Consider the following 16,536-nt stretch of genomic DNA (forward strand, 5'->3'; position numbering starts at 1 on the left):
CGGGTTATGATCTGCGGGAGCCGATGGCGATCCAGTTGACGATCGCATGCAGCTCAGGGGAAAATTTCGTGCGGACGATGGTCAAGGTTACAGCCTCCGGCGTTTTCTGCTTGATGGCGGCGTAACATGCCGGATGATTCGTCGAGGCGGTAACCACATAATCAATGTCTGCAAACGGTTCGTCGAACGGAATGACCACTTCTCCGCTTTCATCCTCGATTTTGAACAAAAACGGATACAGCCCGAACTGCTGCAAAATGCGGTCTTTCGCGACCTGCACCGGGCGAAAGGCAAGTTTGCCCGTTCCGATCGAACCGTCGGCAATATGCTCCTCCCGCACCGCCTGGGCCGCCAGCTTCTCCGAGGTAACGGCCCCGTCCGCGATGCGGCTGGCGATAACGGCACCTTCTTCCAAATGCCGCGCGTTCACCGAACCGGTTTGGAGATGGCCGCTGCCGACCGCGCCGGGCTGGATGCTCTGGCCGCTCACGCTGCCGTCCGCCAAATGATCGGTCCGGACGGCAGCGGGCGCCAGCTTCGTGCCGGTCACCGCGCCGGCGGCCAGCTTCGTCGTGCCGACAGCTTCGTCGGCCAGCTTCTCCTCTGTCACCGCGCCTTGTACAAGATGCGCCCCGGTAATTGAAGCTTCGCCGAGCTTTTCCCCACCGATCGCCCCTTCGGCGAGCTTATCCCTTGTAACCGAACCCGGTGCCAGGTGGGAGGCGACGATCGCTCCGGGCCGCACATGCGCGGCCGCAACCGTTCCGATCTGCAGCTTCGAACCGCTCACGCTGCCGTCCGCCAGCTTCGACTCCGTCACCGACCATGGGGCAATGGCCGCCTCCGTTACTGCATTTTTCGCCAGCTTCCCAGCGGTGACCGCAGCGTCCGCCAGTTTCTCTTCGGTTACGGCTCCTGCCGCCAGAGTCGTCTCCGTCACGGCGTCCGCCGTCATATGCTGCGCAGACACCGAGCCCGCCGCCAGCTTTTCCGCGGTGACCGCACCGTCCGCAAGCTTCGATTCCGTTACGGCTCCTGCCGCCAGCGTCGTCTCCGTCACGGCGTCCGCCGTCATATGCTGCGCAGACACCGAACCCGGCGCCAGCTTCTCCGCGGTAACCGCACCCGCCGCCAGCTTCGACTCCGTCACCGACCCTGCCGCCAGCGTCGTCTCCGTCACCGCGTCCGCCGTCATGTGCTGCGCGGACACCGAGCCCGGCGCCAGCTTCTCCGCGGTGACCGCACCGTCCGCAAGCTTCGACTCCGTTACGGCCCCTGCTGCCAGCGTCGTCTCCGTCACGGCATCTGCCGTCATGTGCTGCGCAGACACCGAGCCCGGCGCCAGCTTTTCCGCGGTAACCGCACCCGCCGCCAGCTTCGACTCCGTCACCGACCCTGCCGCCAGCGTCGTCTCCGTCACCGCGTCCGCCGTCATGTGCTGCGCGGACACCGAGCCCGGCGCCAACTTCTCCGCGGTGACCGCACCGCCCGCCAGCTTCGATTCCGTTACGGCTCCTGCCGCCAGCGTCGTCTCCGTCACAGCGTCCGCCGTCATGTGCTGCGCGGACACCGAACCCGCCGCCAGCTTCTCTGCGGTGACCGCAGCGTCCGCAAGCTTCGATTCCGTTACGGCTCCTGCCGCCAGCGTCGTCTCCGTCACCGCGTCCGCCGTCATGTGCTGCGCAGACACCGAACCCGCCGCCAGCTTCTCCGCGGTGACCGCACCGTCCGCAAGCTTCGATTCCGTTACGGCTCCTGCCGCCAGCGTCGTCTCCGTCACGGCATCCGCCGTCATGTGCTGCGCGGACACCGAACCCGCCGCCAGCTTCTCCGCGGTGACCGCACCGTCCGCAAGCTTCGATTCCGTTACGGCCCCTGCCGCCAGCGTCGTCTCCGTCACAGCGTCCGCCGTCATGTGCTGCGCAGAGACCGAACCCGGCGCCAGCTTCTCCGCGGTGACCGCACCGTCCGCAAGCTTCGATTCCGTTACGGCGCTAGCATTCAGCTTGTCGCTGGTAACGGATCCGTCGGCGAGCTTCTCGCCGGTCAGCGAACCGTATTGAATGTGGGCGTTTCCGATCGCAGCAGGTTGGATTTTGCGGCCGCTTACGCTTTCATCGGCCAGCTTATCGGTCACAATCGCACCGGGCGCGAGCTTTTCGCCGGTTACCGCACCGGGGGCCAGCTTCGCGGTGACGACGGCGCCGTCGGCCAGCTTCTCCGCGGTGACCGCACCGCGTACCAAGTTGACGCTTTTTATCGTATCCTCGCCTAGTTTCTCACCGGTAATCGCCCCTTCGGCCAGCTTATCCTTCGTCACCGAGCCCGGCGCCAGATGAATCGTGCCGATCACTCCGGGCTGCACATGTTCAGCCGTTATCGAAGCCGGCTGCAGCTTCGATCGGCTGACGCTGCCGTCGGCCAGCTTCGCCTCCGTCACCGCTTCCGCAGCCAGCGCTGCTTCGGTTACCGCTTCCGCGGCCAGCTTCTCCGCAGTCACCGAGGCGCCGGCCAACCCTGCGGCCGTGACGGACCGCGGGGCCAGATGCCCGGTGCCGATCGCCCCGGCCTGAACGTGCAGCGCCGATACCGAGCCCGGCGTCAGCTTCGCTTCGCTTACGCTGCCATCCGCCAGCTTCTCCTCCGTCACCGACCCGGGCGCCAGCGCCGCCTCCGTCACGGCGCCAGCCGTTATATGCTGCGCCAATACCGAGCCCGGCGCCAGCTTCGCTTCGCTTACACTGCCGTCCGCCAGCTTCGCCTCCGTCACCGAGCCGGCCGCCAGCGCCAGTTCCGTCACCGCGTCCGCCGTTATATGCTGCGCCGATACCGAGTCCGGCGCCAGCTTCGCTCCGCTTACGCTGCCGTCCGCCAGCTTCCGCTCCGTTACCGAACCGGCAGACAGCGCCGCCTCCGTCACCGCGTCCGCCGTTATATGCTGCGCCGATACCGAGCCCGGCGCCAGCTTTGCTCCGCTCACGCTGCCGTCCGCCAGCTTCCGCTCCGTTATCGATCCGGCAGACAGCGCCGCCTCCGTCACGGCATTCACCGTTATGTGCTGCGCCGATACCGAGTTCGGTGCAAGCTTCGCTCCGCTCACGCTTCCATCCGCCAGCTTCGGCTCCGTCACCGAGCCGGATGCCAGCGCCGCCTCCGTCACGGCGCTGCCGGCGAGCTTCTCCTCCGTCACCGAACCGTTTTGAATTTGGTTTCGCCCTACTGCGTCCGGTTGGATTTTGCGCCAGCTCACGCTTTCGTCCGCCAACCTGTCGGTATGGACCGAGCCGGGGGCCAGCTTTTCGGCAGTTATCGCACCAGGGGCCAGCTTCTCCGTCGTTACCGAGCCGGACGCCAAATGTGCGCTGCCAATCGCTTCCTCCTGCACGTGCCCGGGCGCAATCGCTCCGGCCTGAAGCTTTCGTCCGCTCACGCTGTCATCGGCCAACTTCTCTTCCGTCACAGACCCGGACGCCAGCGCCGCCTCCGTCACCGACCCGATCATCAAATGATCCGACGCCACCGAGCCGTCTGCGAGCTGTGCCGCTGCCACCGCTCCCGGGGCCAAATGCGACGTGCCGATCACTCCGGCACGCACATGTTCGGCCGACACGGAACCGGACTGCAGCTTGAAACCGTCGACGCTGCCGTCAGCCAGCTTTTCCGTCGTCACCGCTCCGGCCGCAAGCGCCTGCCCCGTCACCGAGCCTTCCGCCAAGTGCTTCGGCGACACCGAACCCGGCGCCAGCTTTGCTCCGCTTACGCTGCCGTCAGCCAGCTTCGGCCCCGTCACCGAGCCGGACGCCAGTGCCGCCTCCGTCACCGAGTCCGCCGTTATATGCTGCGCCGATACCGAGCCCGGCGCCAGCTTCGCTCCGCTCACGCTGCCGTCAGCCAGCTTCCGCTCCGTCACCGAGCCGGACGCCAGCGCCAGCTCCGTCACGGCGTCCGCCGTTATATGCTGCGCCGATACCGAGCCCGGCGCCAGCTTCGCTCCGCTCACGCTGCCGTTCGCCAGCTTCGACTCCGTCACTGACCCAGAGACCAATGCCGCCTCCGTCACGGCATCCGCCTTCAAATGTTGTGCCGACACCGAGCTCGACGCCAGCTTCGCTCCGCTCACGCTGCCATCCGCCAACTTCGGCTCCGTTACCGATCCGGACGCCAGCGCCGCCTCCGTCACCGAACTGCCGGCAAGCTTCTCCATCGTCACGGCGCCGCTTTGGATGTGGCTTCGTCCGACTGCGTCCGGCTGGATTTTGCGCCCGCTCACGCTTTCGTCCGCCAGCCTGTCGGTATGGACCGCACCGGGAGCCAGCTTCTCTGCCGTTACCGCGCCGGGTGCCAACTTCTCCGTCGTTATCGAACCGGACGCCAAATGCGCGCTGCCGATCGCTTCCTCCTGCACATGCCCGGGCGCAATAGCTCCGGCCTGCAGCTTCTGCCCGCTCACGCTGTTGTCCGCCAGCTTCTCTTCCGTCACCGACCCGGACGCCAGCGCCACCTCCGTCACCGCGCCGATCATCAAATGATCCGACGCCACCGAACCGTCCGCGAGCTGCGCGGCCGTCACCGCGCCCAGAGCCAAATGCGCCGTACCGATCACTCCGGCTCGCACATGTTCGGCCGACACGGAACCGGACCGCAGCTTGAAGCCGTCGACGCTGTCGTCCGCCAACTTCTCCTTCGTTACCGAGCCGTCCGCCAAAGCCGTCTCCGTCACCGCGTTAGCGGTCATGTGCTGCGCCGACACCGAGCCCAGCGCCAGCTTCACCCCGCTTACGCTGCCGTCCGCCAGCTTCGACTCCGTCACCGATCCGGCGGCCAATGCCGTCTCCGTCACCGTGTCGGCGGTCATGTGCTGCGCCGATACCGAGCCCGGCGCCAGCTTCGCTCCGCTTACGCTGCCGTCCGCCAGTTTCGGCTCCGTTACCGAACCTGACGCCAGTGCTATCTCCGTCACCGCGTCAGCAGTCATGTGCTGCGCCGACACCGAACCCGGCGCCAGCTTCGTTCCGCTTACGCTGCCGTCCGCCAGCTTCGGCTCCGTCACCGAGCCGGGCACCAGCGCCGTCTCCGTCACCGCGTCAGCCGTTATGTGCCGCGCCGATACCGAGCCCGGCGCCAGCTTCGTTCCGCTGACACTGCCGTCCGCCAGCTTCGGCTCCGTTACCGAGCCGAACGCCAAAACCGCTTCCGTCACCGCGCTGCCGGCAAGCTTCTCTTCCGTCACGGCGCCGTTCTGAATATGGCTTCGTCCGACTGCATCCGGCTGGATTTTGCGCCCGCTCACGCTTTCATCCGCCAGCCTGTCGGTATGGACGGAGCCGGGGGCCAGCTTTTCGGCAGTTACCGCACCGGGGGCCAGCTTCTCCGTCATTACCGATCCGTTCGCCAAATGTGCGCTGCCGATCGCTCCTTCCTGTACATGCCCAGGCGTAATCGCTCCGGCCTGCAGCTTCCGCCCGCTCACGCTGTCATCCGCCAGCTTCTCTTCCGTTACGGCTCCGGACGCCAGCGCCGCCTCCGTCACCGCGCCGATCATCAAATGATCGGACGCCACCGAACCGTCTGCGAGCTGCGCCGCTGCCACCGAGCCCGGTGCCAAGTGCGCCGTGCCGATCACTCCGGCTCGCACATGTTCGGCCGACACGGAACCGGACTGCAGCTTGAAGCCGTCGACGCTGCCGTCAGCCAGCTTCTCCGTCGTTACCGCACCCGCCGCCAGTGCCGTCTCCGTCACAGCCCCTTCCGCCAAATGCTCCGGCGTCACCACACCCTCCTGCAGCTTCGCCCCGCTCACGCTGCCGTCCGCCAGCTTCGTTCCGGTAACGGCAGCGTCTTCGAGGAACTGCTCGGTTATTCGGTGCTGCCGCAGGTTGCGGTGCTCGATGCTGTAGGCAATCTTTTCGATCAAATACGGATCCAGATGGGTCGCTTCAATCGTTCCGGGAATCAGATGGTAGCCGGATAACGTCTCCCGCGCCACATGCAGTCCGTCAATCGATTCCGCCTTGATTTTGTCGCCTGTAATCGCCCAGGTCCCGATATGCCCGGACTGCACGCTTTCCGGCGCGAGCTGCCTTCCCGTCACGGCGTTTTCCTGCAGCATGGCCTCCGTGATGCTCGCCTCCCGGATATGCTCGGAGCCGATACTGCCTGCCGCAAGATGCGGGCCGGCGATCGCCCCATCCACAATTTTGCTCCCCGTTACCGCGCCGTCCTTCAGATGCTCTTCGCCGACGGAAGCCTCCTTCAGCCTGCTGAGGTGCGCACTCGTTTCCACGATGCATCGCACGACATCGGGCTCGATATGATCCAGTGTCACCGCACCGTGCGCCAGCTTTTCTCCGGTGACGGCGCCTTCGGCCAGATGGCCGCCGGAGACCGATTCCGGCGCCAGCTTATCGCCGGTCACAGCTCCCTGCGCGAGCTGCCGACTCGTCACGGAACCGTCCTGCAGGTGCTTCTCCTCGACCGCTTTTTCAGCCAAATGCGCAGGCCGAACGGCAGACGGCGCCAGCTTGTCGGCAGTCACGGCCGCTTTGGCCAGCTTATCAGCGGTTACCGCGCCTTTTTGCAGCTTGTTTTCCGCGACAGACCTGTCAGCCAGCTTTCCTTCCGTAACGGAAGCTTCCATCAAATGTACGTTGGATACCGAGCCTTTCGCCAGATGGGTGCCGGTCACCGATTGCTCGGAAAGATGTCGCGCCGTGACGGCGCCGTCGCGGAGATGCCTGTCTTCCACGGCCCCTTCGCGCAAATGCTGCGACAGCACGGAGGCGTCTTCCAGCTTATCGGAAGTAACCGCCTTTTTCCGCAAATGCTCGCCCGCAATCGATTGCGGTTTTACATGTTCGCTGCCGATCTGACTGTGCCCGATAATATCTCCCAGCACCGATCCGCGCACCAAATGCGAATAATCGACGGCCCGATACCCGATATGCTGCGGACCTACCGACTCCGGCGCCAGTTTGTCTCCCGTCACCGAGGAGGGCGCCAAATGCTGCGTGCTCACCGATGATTCGGCCAGCTTCTCGGCCGTGATCGCTTGGTCGCGCACTTTGTCCGTCGTGACGGCGCCTTCGGCCAGCTTGGCGGTGTCGACGGATTCGTTGGCCAAACAATCCGCGGTTACCGCGCCGACCTGAATTTTGTCCGCAGTCACGGAGCGGTCCGCCAGCTTGCTGCCGACGATCGATTGATCGGCCAGATGTTTCATTTGAATGGAACCGTCGGCGATTTTGATCGAGCTGATCGTCTTGTCAGCCAGCTTTGCGGAAGTAATGCTGTTATCCATCAGCTTGTCGCCGGAAAGCGAGCGGTCCTGAATTTTGCCGGCGGAAACCGCCCCGTCGGCAATATGCGCTTCCACAACGGAATAAGGAGCGATTTTCTGCTGCGTCACCGCGTGGTCCGCCAGCTTGTCGGGCCCTATGGCGTAATCGGCAAGCGCCTCCGCATCCAGGCTGCCCGGCTTGATCTTGGTGCCGTCTATGGAATGAGCGGCCAGCTTGCTGCCCGTCACCGCCTCGTCGCGGATGTCGTCGGTATAAATAAACTGGGCGGAGCGTGCCGGCTGTCTGCGCTCCGAGAGCAGCAAAAGCGGTGGCGGAACAACGTCCGTTTTTGCCGCCTCAGGAAGAGGCGCCGGGTGTTCCTTGTCGTTTTCCTCCGTGCCGCGGGAAGCGTCGGGCTGCTCGGGCTTGACCGAAAGTTTGCTGATTTTTGCATTCGATTTAGCGTCATGCGCTTCGGATAAAGGTGCTTTGGCCGGTGTTTTCGGTCCGCCGGATGCCGGCGGCGCCTGGGGAGGAACGGACAAAGCCTGCCTCGCAGTTGAAGTTGAAGGTTGATCTGTGCTGCCTGGCGCCGGCTTGAATACTGCGGGCGGCGAGGTCGATACGGGTGGTGTGGGCGCTGCAGGTGGTAGGGCCGGTGCATTTTTTGCAGGCGATGAAATCGATAAAGCGGATGAAGCTGATGATGAAGCTGAAGACAGTGAATCGGCGTCCAGCCATTGCAACTCGTTCAAATTGGCGTTGGCCCGCCGGTAAGCGGCTTTGCTGCCGGGTTGCCCCTTGCCTCGATGTTTTTTCATATAATTCCCCTTCCGTCAGACTGGTCTGTTGTAACATATGCGAATACCTATCCCAAAGTCACAACGCAGTCTGTCCGGTACGGAAAAAATGTGCAGCTACCCAAGGCTAGCGCTCCCGGATCATGTCCAGCCAACGAGCCGCCGTATGCTCCCATGTAAAATGCTCCCGTACATGCCTGAGGCACTGCTCGGCCATACAGCGACGCAACTCGTCATGCTTCAGCAGCGTGACGGCCGCCTTCGGCAAATGTTCTCCGAGATGATCCGGCTCCAGCAAAAAACCCGTTACCCCATGCACGATCACCTCGCCGACGCCCCCTACGTTCGTGCCGATGACCGGCACGCCGGTGGCCATCGCCTCCACATTTACAAGCCCAAACGCTTCCTTGCTCAGCGAAGGAACGACCTGCACGTCGGCAATCCGATACCAATCTTCGATCCGGTCGTGGGGAACAAAATCGACGAAGCGAACATGCTTCGGCACTTTTCGCGCGAGCCGGTACAGCTCGCGCACGTAAGGCGTGATCCGGTTCGAGCCGTAAGATGCGCCGCCGATAATGATCAGCATCGCCTCCGGCACTTCCCGGACGATGTCCGGCATCGCCTCCAGCAGCCGGTGGATCCCTTTTTGCTCAATCCACCGGCCCACGTATAATATGATTTTCCTTCCTTCCAGCCCCTGACCGGTCATCATCTGCTGCCGCAGCCGCCGGCCCTCATCTTCCCATCTTGACTTGAAACGTTCGAGATCGACGCCGAGGTGATTGATCCGTACCTTGGAACGAATTCCGGGAACGAGCCTCGTTATTCGCTCGCGCAAATATTCGCTGTTCACGATTATGAGGTCGGCCGCTTCGCAGCATCGCTTCAGTTGAACCCGGCTTATATAGGGACGGGAGACAAAATTAAGCGAGTGCAGCGACAGCCAAATCGGGGTGCGCGGGTGGCGCTTGCGCAAAAAAAGGACGAACCGCGGGCGGTTTTCGACCTGGATCACGTCGGGCTGCAGCAGCTTGAGCTCGCGGTTCACCCTGTAAATATATCCGCCCTTTTTCCGTACCTGCGGACGAATATAAACGACGCCGTCTCTGATTTCGCGCGAAGGAAGCCGCTTCGTTTTTTTGCCGAAGACGAACAATTTGGTTTCGCCGCTGACCCGCTTCGCAACATTTTCCACCACCAGCTCGACGGAGCTGCTCTTTCCCGATGGAATGGCAAATGTTCCCGGCGTTACGATAGCGACATACGGCACCTTCCTCACAAACTTACGCCCCCCTGAACCATTGTTACTGTAAGTGTATTCAGCCCGATCTTATATCGGGTGGGCTTCCGGTCGTTTGGGCAAGCGGCTTGGAGCGCGGCCTTTCGGCGTTCTCCGGTTTCCCGAGGCACCTGCCCAGGATCTTTCGCATTTGCCGTTAAGATGGTGTCGAATGCCCTGGCACACCTGTCCATACGGATGACGACGGCTCGGCATATGCTGTACGGAACCTGCCTTAGACAAAACGAAATTCAAGGAAAGGAGCGGATTCCATGGATTCTCCCTACGTGGGAATTATGGTAGGCGATAAGATGTACAGCCGTATTCCATCGGGGAAGACAAGGCACGAGGCGATCCATTATTATCACGATGCGGGCAAACGGTATGGGCTGACTCCCGCCTTTTTCCGCATGCGGGACTACAACCCGGAGCAAAAGTGCGTTACGGCATATATCAATGAAAACGGTCGTTACGTGGCCAAAAAAATCCCGGTCCCGGCTGTCATTCATAACCGTGCCATCTATCCTTCCGACAAGGAGTTTCGCGAGCTGGAGGCCTGGGAACGAAGCGGACTGCGGATATTCAACCGCTGGAACCGTTTCGGCAAGCTCCACGTCCATGAAACGTTAATGATGGATCCGGCGCTGCGGCCCCACCTTCCGGGAACATTTCCCGCAACGCGGGAGAACATCGCCGCCATGATGAAAATGTACGATCAAATCATTATCAAGCCGGACCGCAGCAGCATCGGCCGCGGCGTCATGAAGCTGGAGCGCTGCCCCGGCGGGTGGCAGCTCACCTACCCGGTAACTTTAAGCGTTCAAAACAATAAATGGCGGAACATCCGATTCCGAAACGCGCTGCCCCGCCTTCTGCTGCGCCGCCTGGCCGGCATGAAATATATCGTCCAGCAATGCCTGCCGCTCGCCACGTATCGGGGCCGGCCGTTTGACATGCGCGTTTCCGTGCAGCGCGGAGCGGGCGGAGAGTGGCAGGTCACCGGCATTGTGGCGAAAGTCGCCGGCAAAGCCGTGTTTTTGACGAACGTTGCAAAGGGCGGCTCCGTTTACCGGCTGGAGCATATTTTGCAGGAGGAATACCCGCACCTGTCCGTCCCGGAAGTGATGCGGGGGGTCGCGGACTTCTCGCTCAGCGTCGCGCGGCGCCTTAGCAGCCAGCTTCCCCATCTCGCCGACCTCGGGCTCGATATAGGCATCACGACGTCCGGATTTCCCTTGTTTGTAGAATGCAACGGAAAAGACCAGCGTTACAGCTTTCGCAAAGCCGGCATGATGGAGGAATGGCGATCCACCTACTTCAACCCGATCGCTTATGCCAAATATTTGCTGGACTCCGGAGACACGCCTCCGATGTAACCGCAAATCCCCCAACCGTTTCTTCCGGTTTAAAGGGCAGGTCATGCCTTCCATGCCGCAGGAAACGGTTTTTTGGGCTGCTCCATTCCGCTCCGCTTGTAATCGCGACTCCGCTCCTTTACAATCTAATCAATTAAAGACTGAGCCAGGAAGTACTCCGCGGCCACAGCAAATGAGCGAAAACCCGCGAATGATAGGGAGATTAAATATGGACAGGTTTCGAACATACGAAGACAAAATAAGGCTGGAGCTGAAGCAGTGGGAGAATAAGCTGCTGCAGCCTCCGGGTTTCGTGGAGAGAACGTCCCGGCTCGTTCAGGGGAAAATCAACCAGGTCATTCCGGAAAAAGTTCACGAGGCGATAACGGCCGCCGTGAAAGGCATTGTGAAAACGGCGCTGTTCAGCCTGGACTATATCCCCAAAGGCGAGCCTCTCGAAGGAATTTCGCTGGCGGAGCGCGACCGCCGGGCTTCGGAGCTGCTTTCCGTCTATAAAAAGCTCGCCGCCGCCGAAGGAGCGGGCACCGGCGCAGGCGGCATCCTGCTGGGTTTGGCGGATTTTCCGCTGCTGATCGGAATCAAGATGAAGTTTTTGTTCGAGCTTGCCCACGTATACGGATTCCGGACCAAAGATTACCGCGAGCGGTTGTTTTTGCTTTACGTATTTCAGCTCGCATTTTCCGGACAAACGAAAAAACCGGCGCTGCTTCAAACCATCCTCCGCTGGCCCGAAACGGCCGCCTCGCTGCCGCCGCTGCAATCGAACGTCGAGCATATCGACTGGCAGCAGCTGCAGCAGGAATACCGCGACACGATCGATTTTCGCAAAATGCTCCAGCTTGTGCCGGGCATCGGCGCCGTCGTCGGCGCTTGGGCCAACTATGGTCTGCTGGAGGAGTTAGGGGAGACCGGAATCAACTGTTTCCGGCTTCGCCTGCTGAACGGTCCGCAGCCGGAACCGCTCGAAGGACCGGAGGCGGAATAATATCCGTGCACGCCAAAAGGGCGGATCGCATCGATCCGCCCTGGCCTTGTTTTTATGCTTCGGTTCCCTTACTCCTCCACGCAAGCTTTCCACTTCTCCAGCTCGTTGGTGCAAACCCATATTTGCGGATAGCGGGAGCGAAGCGCGCGCATCTCTTCTTCGTCATCGATCGTCCATGCGATGATCCGGATGTCCTGCTCCGCGCAGCGCCGGACGAAATCGTCGTTCAAATATATGGATTTGACCGACACGTATTTGGCGCCGAGCTGCTTCGCCAGCGGAAACACCGACGGTGTCGCGCCGTAGATGACAAGCCCGAGCTCGATGTCCGCGGACAGTTCTCTCATCCGGATGATCGAATAATGATCGAAGGAAGTAACGAACACCTGGTCCTGCATACCTGCGTCGGCAACGACCTCAAGCACTTTTTCCTCGAGCCCGGGATACAGGTTGCCGCTCTGCTTGAGCTCGATATCGACTTTGGCCTTCCCTTTGGCCAGCGCAAGCACTTCCTCCAGCGTCGGGATCGGCTGGCCGCCGCCGGCGTCCAGCTTCCGCAGCTCCTCGAACGTATAATCGATCACGCGGCCTTTCCCGTTCGTGGTCCGGTTTACGGTCGTATCGTGAATCACAACGGGTACGCCGTCCTTGGTCAGCTGCACGTCCAGCTCGAGCACGCTAAAGTTCAAATCCAGCGCGGCTTGAAAAGAAGAAATCGTGTTCTCCGGGTACTTCCTGGGATAACCTCGATGCGCCAGTCCGGTTACGGTCATATGGGTTGTCCTCCTCCATTGTTCATTCCATGCGGAAATGCTCCAACCCTTTTATCATAACTCATCCGTAGACGGCTGACCATGTTTTCCCGGCACACCCTCTTCGCCCCATAACACGGTTTCATTCAGTGCCGGCTCACAGGCTTCTGGGGATGCAAACGTAATCCAGGGCGAAGTTGTTCGGATCAGGCTCGTGCAGCTTTCTGAGCTCTCCGTTCAATGCATCCATCTTGTAAATATCGTACCCCGGCATAAGATTGACGATATCCTCCAAGACGACCCCGCAATGAGGATGGTATTCAAAAGCGATCAAAGGTCGCGATTTATGCAAAATGTCCGAAGCGCCCTTCAGCACCTGGTACTCATTCCCCTGCGTGTCGATTTTCAGGACGTTTACTCTGCTCTTGATGTCCTCGTTCAGAAAGTCGTTGAGCGTGATGGACGTCACCTTGGTTTCTTCAAAGCTTCCAATCTCATGGTGGTAGTGAATCGTTGACAGCGCACGATTGTAATTATCCTTGCTTTGCATGTAGAAGCTGACCGTGCCCTGGCTGTCTCCAACCGCATAATTATACGCTTGAACATTGGACAGCGAATTCGCCGCAACGTTGCGTGTCAACGTCCCGTAGATTGCCGGATGGGGCTCGAAGCAAATGCATGTAATCCCAGGAGACAAGCTGGCCAAATTTAGCGTATGATACCCGATGTAGGCGCCGACATCCAATACAACACCCCCTTCCTTGCTAAAACGGGACATCAAATCCGCCAAATGCGGTTCCCATCTGCCGGTTTTCATAATGTAATCCTCGACGATGCCCGGTCCGCTAATAAACATCTTCAGCATTTGACCGAAAGAATTGTGCGCAAGCACCAAGAACTCTTCTCCCCACTGATAAGCGGCTGATTCGCCAGTCATTCGATCTACCTCCCTCGCTAACGAGACGCACCCTTACTGATCGCGCTCCTATCCCGTTACCCCGACAAACTAACCTACCAATACGGCGTATACGTCTCCCCATGCAAGAGGGTTCGGCAGAATGCGATCAAGATCGGCAAGAAACTGCTTTGGTTCCAGCCAGTAGGGCAGATCAAACCTCATGCTTTCCTCGGAAGAAATGTTAAAACGATAATTCCCTAATGCTGCAAGGAGATGAACACATTCGACAGCCGGTTGAAGATGCTCTTTGGTAAATTCGAAAGAAAGCACCGGAATCGGAACGGATAATCCTGCAAGTACGTGAGACTCATACCCTTCGACATCAATTTTGCAAAAAGCGGGAATACCGTACTCGCGAATCAGATTATCCATTGTGGTCACTTGGATTTGTATCTTATTGTACCAGTCGATGTGAGCGAAACGGCCGCTCGCTTTCGTCTGATGAATCCATTCCGCGGACATCGAAGCAAGCGGATTCCACTGGCTCAGATTCAACTCCCCGACCCCTTCATACGGCCCCAGAGCTTTCTGAACCAATGTAAATTTAGGATGGTTGCCGAATTGGGCCCAGAGACTTTGAATGCAATCCGGCTGCGGTTCTACCGCCACCACGTTGGCGCCAAGATGCAGAAAAACCGCTGTGCGATTACCGACATTTGCCCCTACATCAAAACATAAAGCACCAGGTTTAACGAATTGGGAATACATACTTATTTTGGATTGAAAATCATGATCCATTTCTTGTTCACCCCGTAATCAAATTTGCTTATCTTCCGATCAGGCTGCCCCTCACATAAAAGGCGTCTCCCCAGGTTGGATGATATTGCACGGTTTCTACACGATGAAAGCCGTACACGCTTAAAAAATGATCCAATTGACCGATAAGCACACAGCCTTCATAAAGCTCTTCAAAATTGACTTCGGTAGTAATCGCATCCAGGTGCTGAAGCAAGCCTCCTGCTCCTTGAAGAGCCAGCAGCTCCGCCCCCTGTATGTCCATATTCAATAATTTGAAATCAGCCGGGGAGAAATGAAGTTCTGCCAGCAGCGAATCCACCGTTCGCGAGGGGATGGTGATTTGATACATTTCCGCTATTCCCGGATAATTCGTCGTGACTGTTTTCAACGGCAGCACGGAGCTGCAGAAATCGGATGTGGTGACATGAAATTGAACAACTCCGTTCCGGTCCGTAATTGCGTAGTTAGCCGTTCTTACATTAGGAAAGGAACTTACGTTGGCATTCAAACGATGATAAACGTCAGGGTTGGCTTCGACAAACAATATATTTTGCATGCCCAGAGATTGGTATAAATGGACTTCCTGCCCTTCGTGTGCACCTAAATGAATAACTCCATGGTTTCCGATACCATAATTTTTGCACAAAGAATATAAATCGATCATCCCTTATTCGACCTCCAAACAGCATATTTAATTTCGGGAGTATAACCCTATCGCTTCTTGACTTTGCATGATGCCAAGGGCGAGATCCAGTTTAGACATGCCTGACCAAAGCAGGTTCACATGAAAGTCCAACTCTTCCTGCCCCGGCATTCGGCACAGCAGCTCGCGGTAGCAATCCCGAACGAAATCGTATCCTTCCTTGGACATCATCGTTTTCAATGTCCAGATACTTCGTATATTAAGGCTGTCCCAGTCTTTGACGGCACTTTCTACGGCATTAGGATGAAGTATAATATCGTTGGATTCGTCCATGCGGAACAGACTTCTAAGTTTTCTGATAAAATCCATCTTGACCAATGACTCCCCTGCTCTTTCATTTGTGACATTGGCGAACCGTAAAGTTTCGGATAATTTATACAGGTCGACCCTAATATCTTCAACCACATTCAACGAATTTGTTGGATCGACTCGGCCTTCACCGGTCAAATAATAGTAATCCAAGCCAAGGTTATGGCTAAGTACCCAATACACCGGATGAACGTAGTTGGGAGCGAAGATTTCTACGACCTTTGTTCCCGGATTGCAATATATTAAATTCGTCAACCCGGCCCCATGAGGTGCGACTACCACTTTCGCAGATGCGAAGAGCTGGGCTTCCTCCTGTACGGTTAGAAACTCCAGAGCAACAGGATGGAATCCATATCCTTCCAAAAATCGGATCACTTCATCCTCATTGATCACTTTTCGATATTTCGTGTGCGCGCGTGTGATATAAATTCGCTCATATCCACTAAATGGATTGGTTTTACTATTACCCAGAAGCTGCTTTTTCAAGTAATCGCTAACCCACTTCGGCACCTGTCCGGTGCATCCGGGCATAGAAGAGACGACCAAAGTTCGGGCTTCCAGATGAGTAGATTCGTTACAATCGAGCAATTTTTCTTCAGGGATACCTAATGCTGCGAGTGTTTCCGCTTGAAAGCGCGGGCGACTTTGGCGATTGATGATGAATCGATCGATGGGAATTCCGCTGCGGCGCAATAATTCGAACCGAGGAAGTACGTCAAACAGCCAATGATAATAATTCGAGCTGGCAACAGAGGTTAGTACGGCCACAGTTTCGTTCGATTTTATCAAAGGGGGCAGCACGGTTTCGGAAAAAATCGAATGCTGATAGGGCTGCTTGTTATATTCCAATGAAATATCCCACAGCAGCTTGTGATCCGGAGTGCAAACGGCTCCGTTAGGCCCCCAAACCCGCCCCCAGGGTACGACAGCGACAAATTGTTCCGGCGGGTCATGCAATAACTTTATAAATTTATGATGGTAAGGAGACGGCCAGATGGTTTTGGCGTCGTAACGGATGGAAGGGGGTTCCGTATCGAATTTGACGTAATACGGATGCATCCCATTCATATTGCAAAAGGAAACCAACCAATCCTTTGTATTGATGCAAACTTCGGAAGGAGACGTACCGCTCCAAAATTTACTCATTTGATGCCTTATCGCATAAAGAATTGAAAACAACACTTCCAATTTCGATTTTCCGCTTCTCAGTAAAGAAACATAGTAATTTAAATCGTAAGAACTCGGCTCCTGATGCAACCACTCCCGGAATACTTCCACGACGAATCCATCCCAATCCTTTTTCAAAACGTTTTGCAATCTCTGAGCTATACTCATGTTCTATGCTCCCTCCGAGAC

10 protein-coding genes are annotated in these 16,536 nt (G+C 58.3%); 2 read left to right on the top strand and 8 right to left on the bottom strand.

Features of this window, described 5'->3' with window-relative positions:
• Positions 1-4 precede the first annotated feature (4 nt).
• The 3 genes from MYS68_RS20900 to MYS68_RS20910 all read right to left on the bottom strand — a co-directional run bounded on the left by MYS68_RS20900 (position 5) and on the right by MYS68_RS20910 (position 9,359).
• Positions 5-7,822 carry a WIAG-tail domain gene (locus MYS68_RS20900; RefSeq protein ID WP_248927703.1) on the bottom strand — a complete coding sequence of 2,606 codons (7,818 nt, stop codon included), beginning with the start codon at positions 7,820-7,822 and terminating at the stop codon, positions 5-7.
• Complete coding sequence (locus tag MYS68_RS20905) at positions 7,743-8,135, bottom strand: hypothetical protein (RefSeq protein ID WP_248927704.1); 393 nt, start codon at positions 8,133-8,135, stop codon at positions 7,743-7,745. Before MYS68_RS20905 ends, MYS68_RS20900 begins: the two co-directional genes overlap by 80 nt.
• A gap of 69 nt (positions 8,136-8,204) precedes the next feature.
• On the bottom strand, positions 8,205-9,359 hold the full coding sequence (locus MYS68_RS20910) for a glycosyltransferase family 4 protein (RefSeq protein WP_248927705.1): 1,155 nt from the start codon (positions 9,357-9,359) through the stop codon (positions 8,205-8,207).
• A gap of 272 nt (positions 9,360-9,631) precedes the next feature.
• On the opposite strand from MYS68_RS20910, the gene MYS68_RS20915 reads away from it, so the two are divergent.
• Both MYS68_RS20915 and MYS68_RS20920 read left to right on the top strand, forming a co-directional pair.
• Positions 9,632-10,735, top strand: coding sequence for a YheC/YheD family endospore coat-associated protein (locus MYS68_RS20915; RefSeq protein ID WP_248927706.1), 1,104 nt, complete (start codon positions 9,632-9,634; stop codon positions 10,733-10,735).
• A gap of 208 nt (positions 10,736-10,943) precedes the next feature.
• A complete protein-coding gene (locus MYS68_RS20920; RefSeq protein WP_248927707.1) occupies positions 10,944-11,720 on the top strand; it encodes an EcsC family protein in 777 nt (258 codons plus the stop codon).
• Between the two features lie 68 nt (positions 11,721-11,788).
• Here the strand turns inward: MYS68_RS20920 and MYS68_RS20925 are convergent, their stop codons facing one another.
• From MYS68_RS20925 to MYS68_RS20945, 5 genes are all read right to left on the bottom strand, one after another.
• Entirely contained in the window at positions 11,789-12,493 is a 705-nt protein-coding gene (locus MYS68_RS20925; RefSeq protein WP_248927708.1) for a glycerophosphodiester phosphodiesterase, read from the bottom strand.
• 136 nt (positions 12,494-12,629) lie between these two features.
• Entirely contained in the window at positions 12,630-13,409 is a 780-nt protein-coding gene (locus MYS68_RS20930) for an FkbM family methyltransferase (protein ID WP_248927709.1), read from the bottom strand.
• A 69-nt stretch (positions 13,410-13,478) separates the two neighbouring features.
• Complete coding sequence (locus tag MYS68_RS20935; protein WP_248927710.1) at positions 13,479-14,168, bottom strand: FkbM family methyltransferase; 690 nt, start codon at positions 14,166-14,168, stop codon at positions 13,479-13,481.
• Between the two features lie 28 nt (positions 14,169-14,196).
• On the bottom strand, positions 14,197-14,832 hold the full coding sequence (locus MYS68_RS20940) for an FkbM family methyltransferase (RefSeq protein ID WP_248927711.1): 636 nt from the start codon (positions 14,830-14,832) through the stop codon (positions 14,197-14,199).
• A 27-nt stretch (positions 14,833-14,859) separates the two neighbouring features.
• Positions 14,860-16,515 (bottom strand): glycosyltransferase 61 family protein, encoded by a 1,656-nt coding sequence (locus MYS68_RS20945; RefSeq protein WP_248927712.1) that lies wholly within the window; start codon positions 16,513-16,515, stop codon positions 14,860-14,862.
• Between the last annotated feature and the right edge of the window lie 21 nt (positions 16,516-16,536).

It is taken from the genome of Paenibacillus hamazuiensis (genome assembly GCF_023276405.1).
Taxonomy (GTDB): domain Bacteria; phylum Bacillota; class Bacilli; order Paenibacillales; family NBRC-103111; genus Paenibacillus_AF; species Paenibacillus_AF hamazuiensis.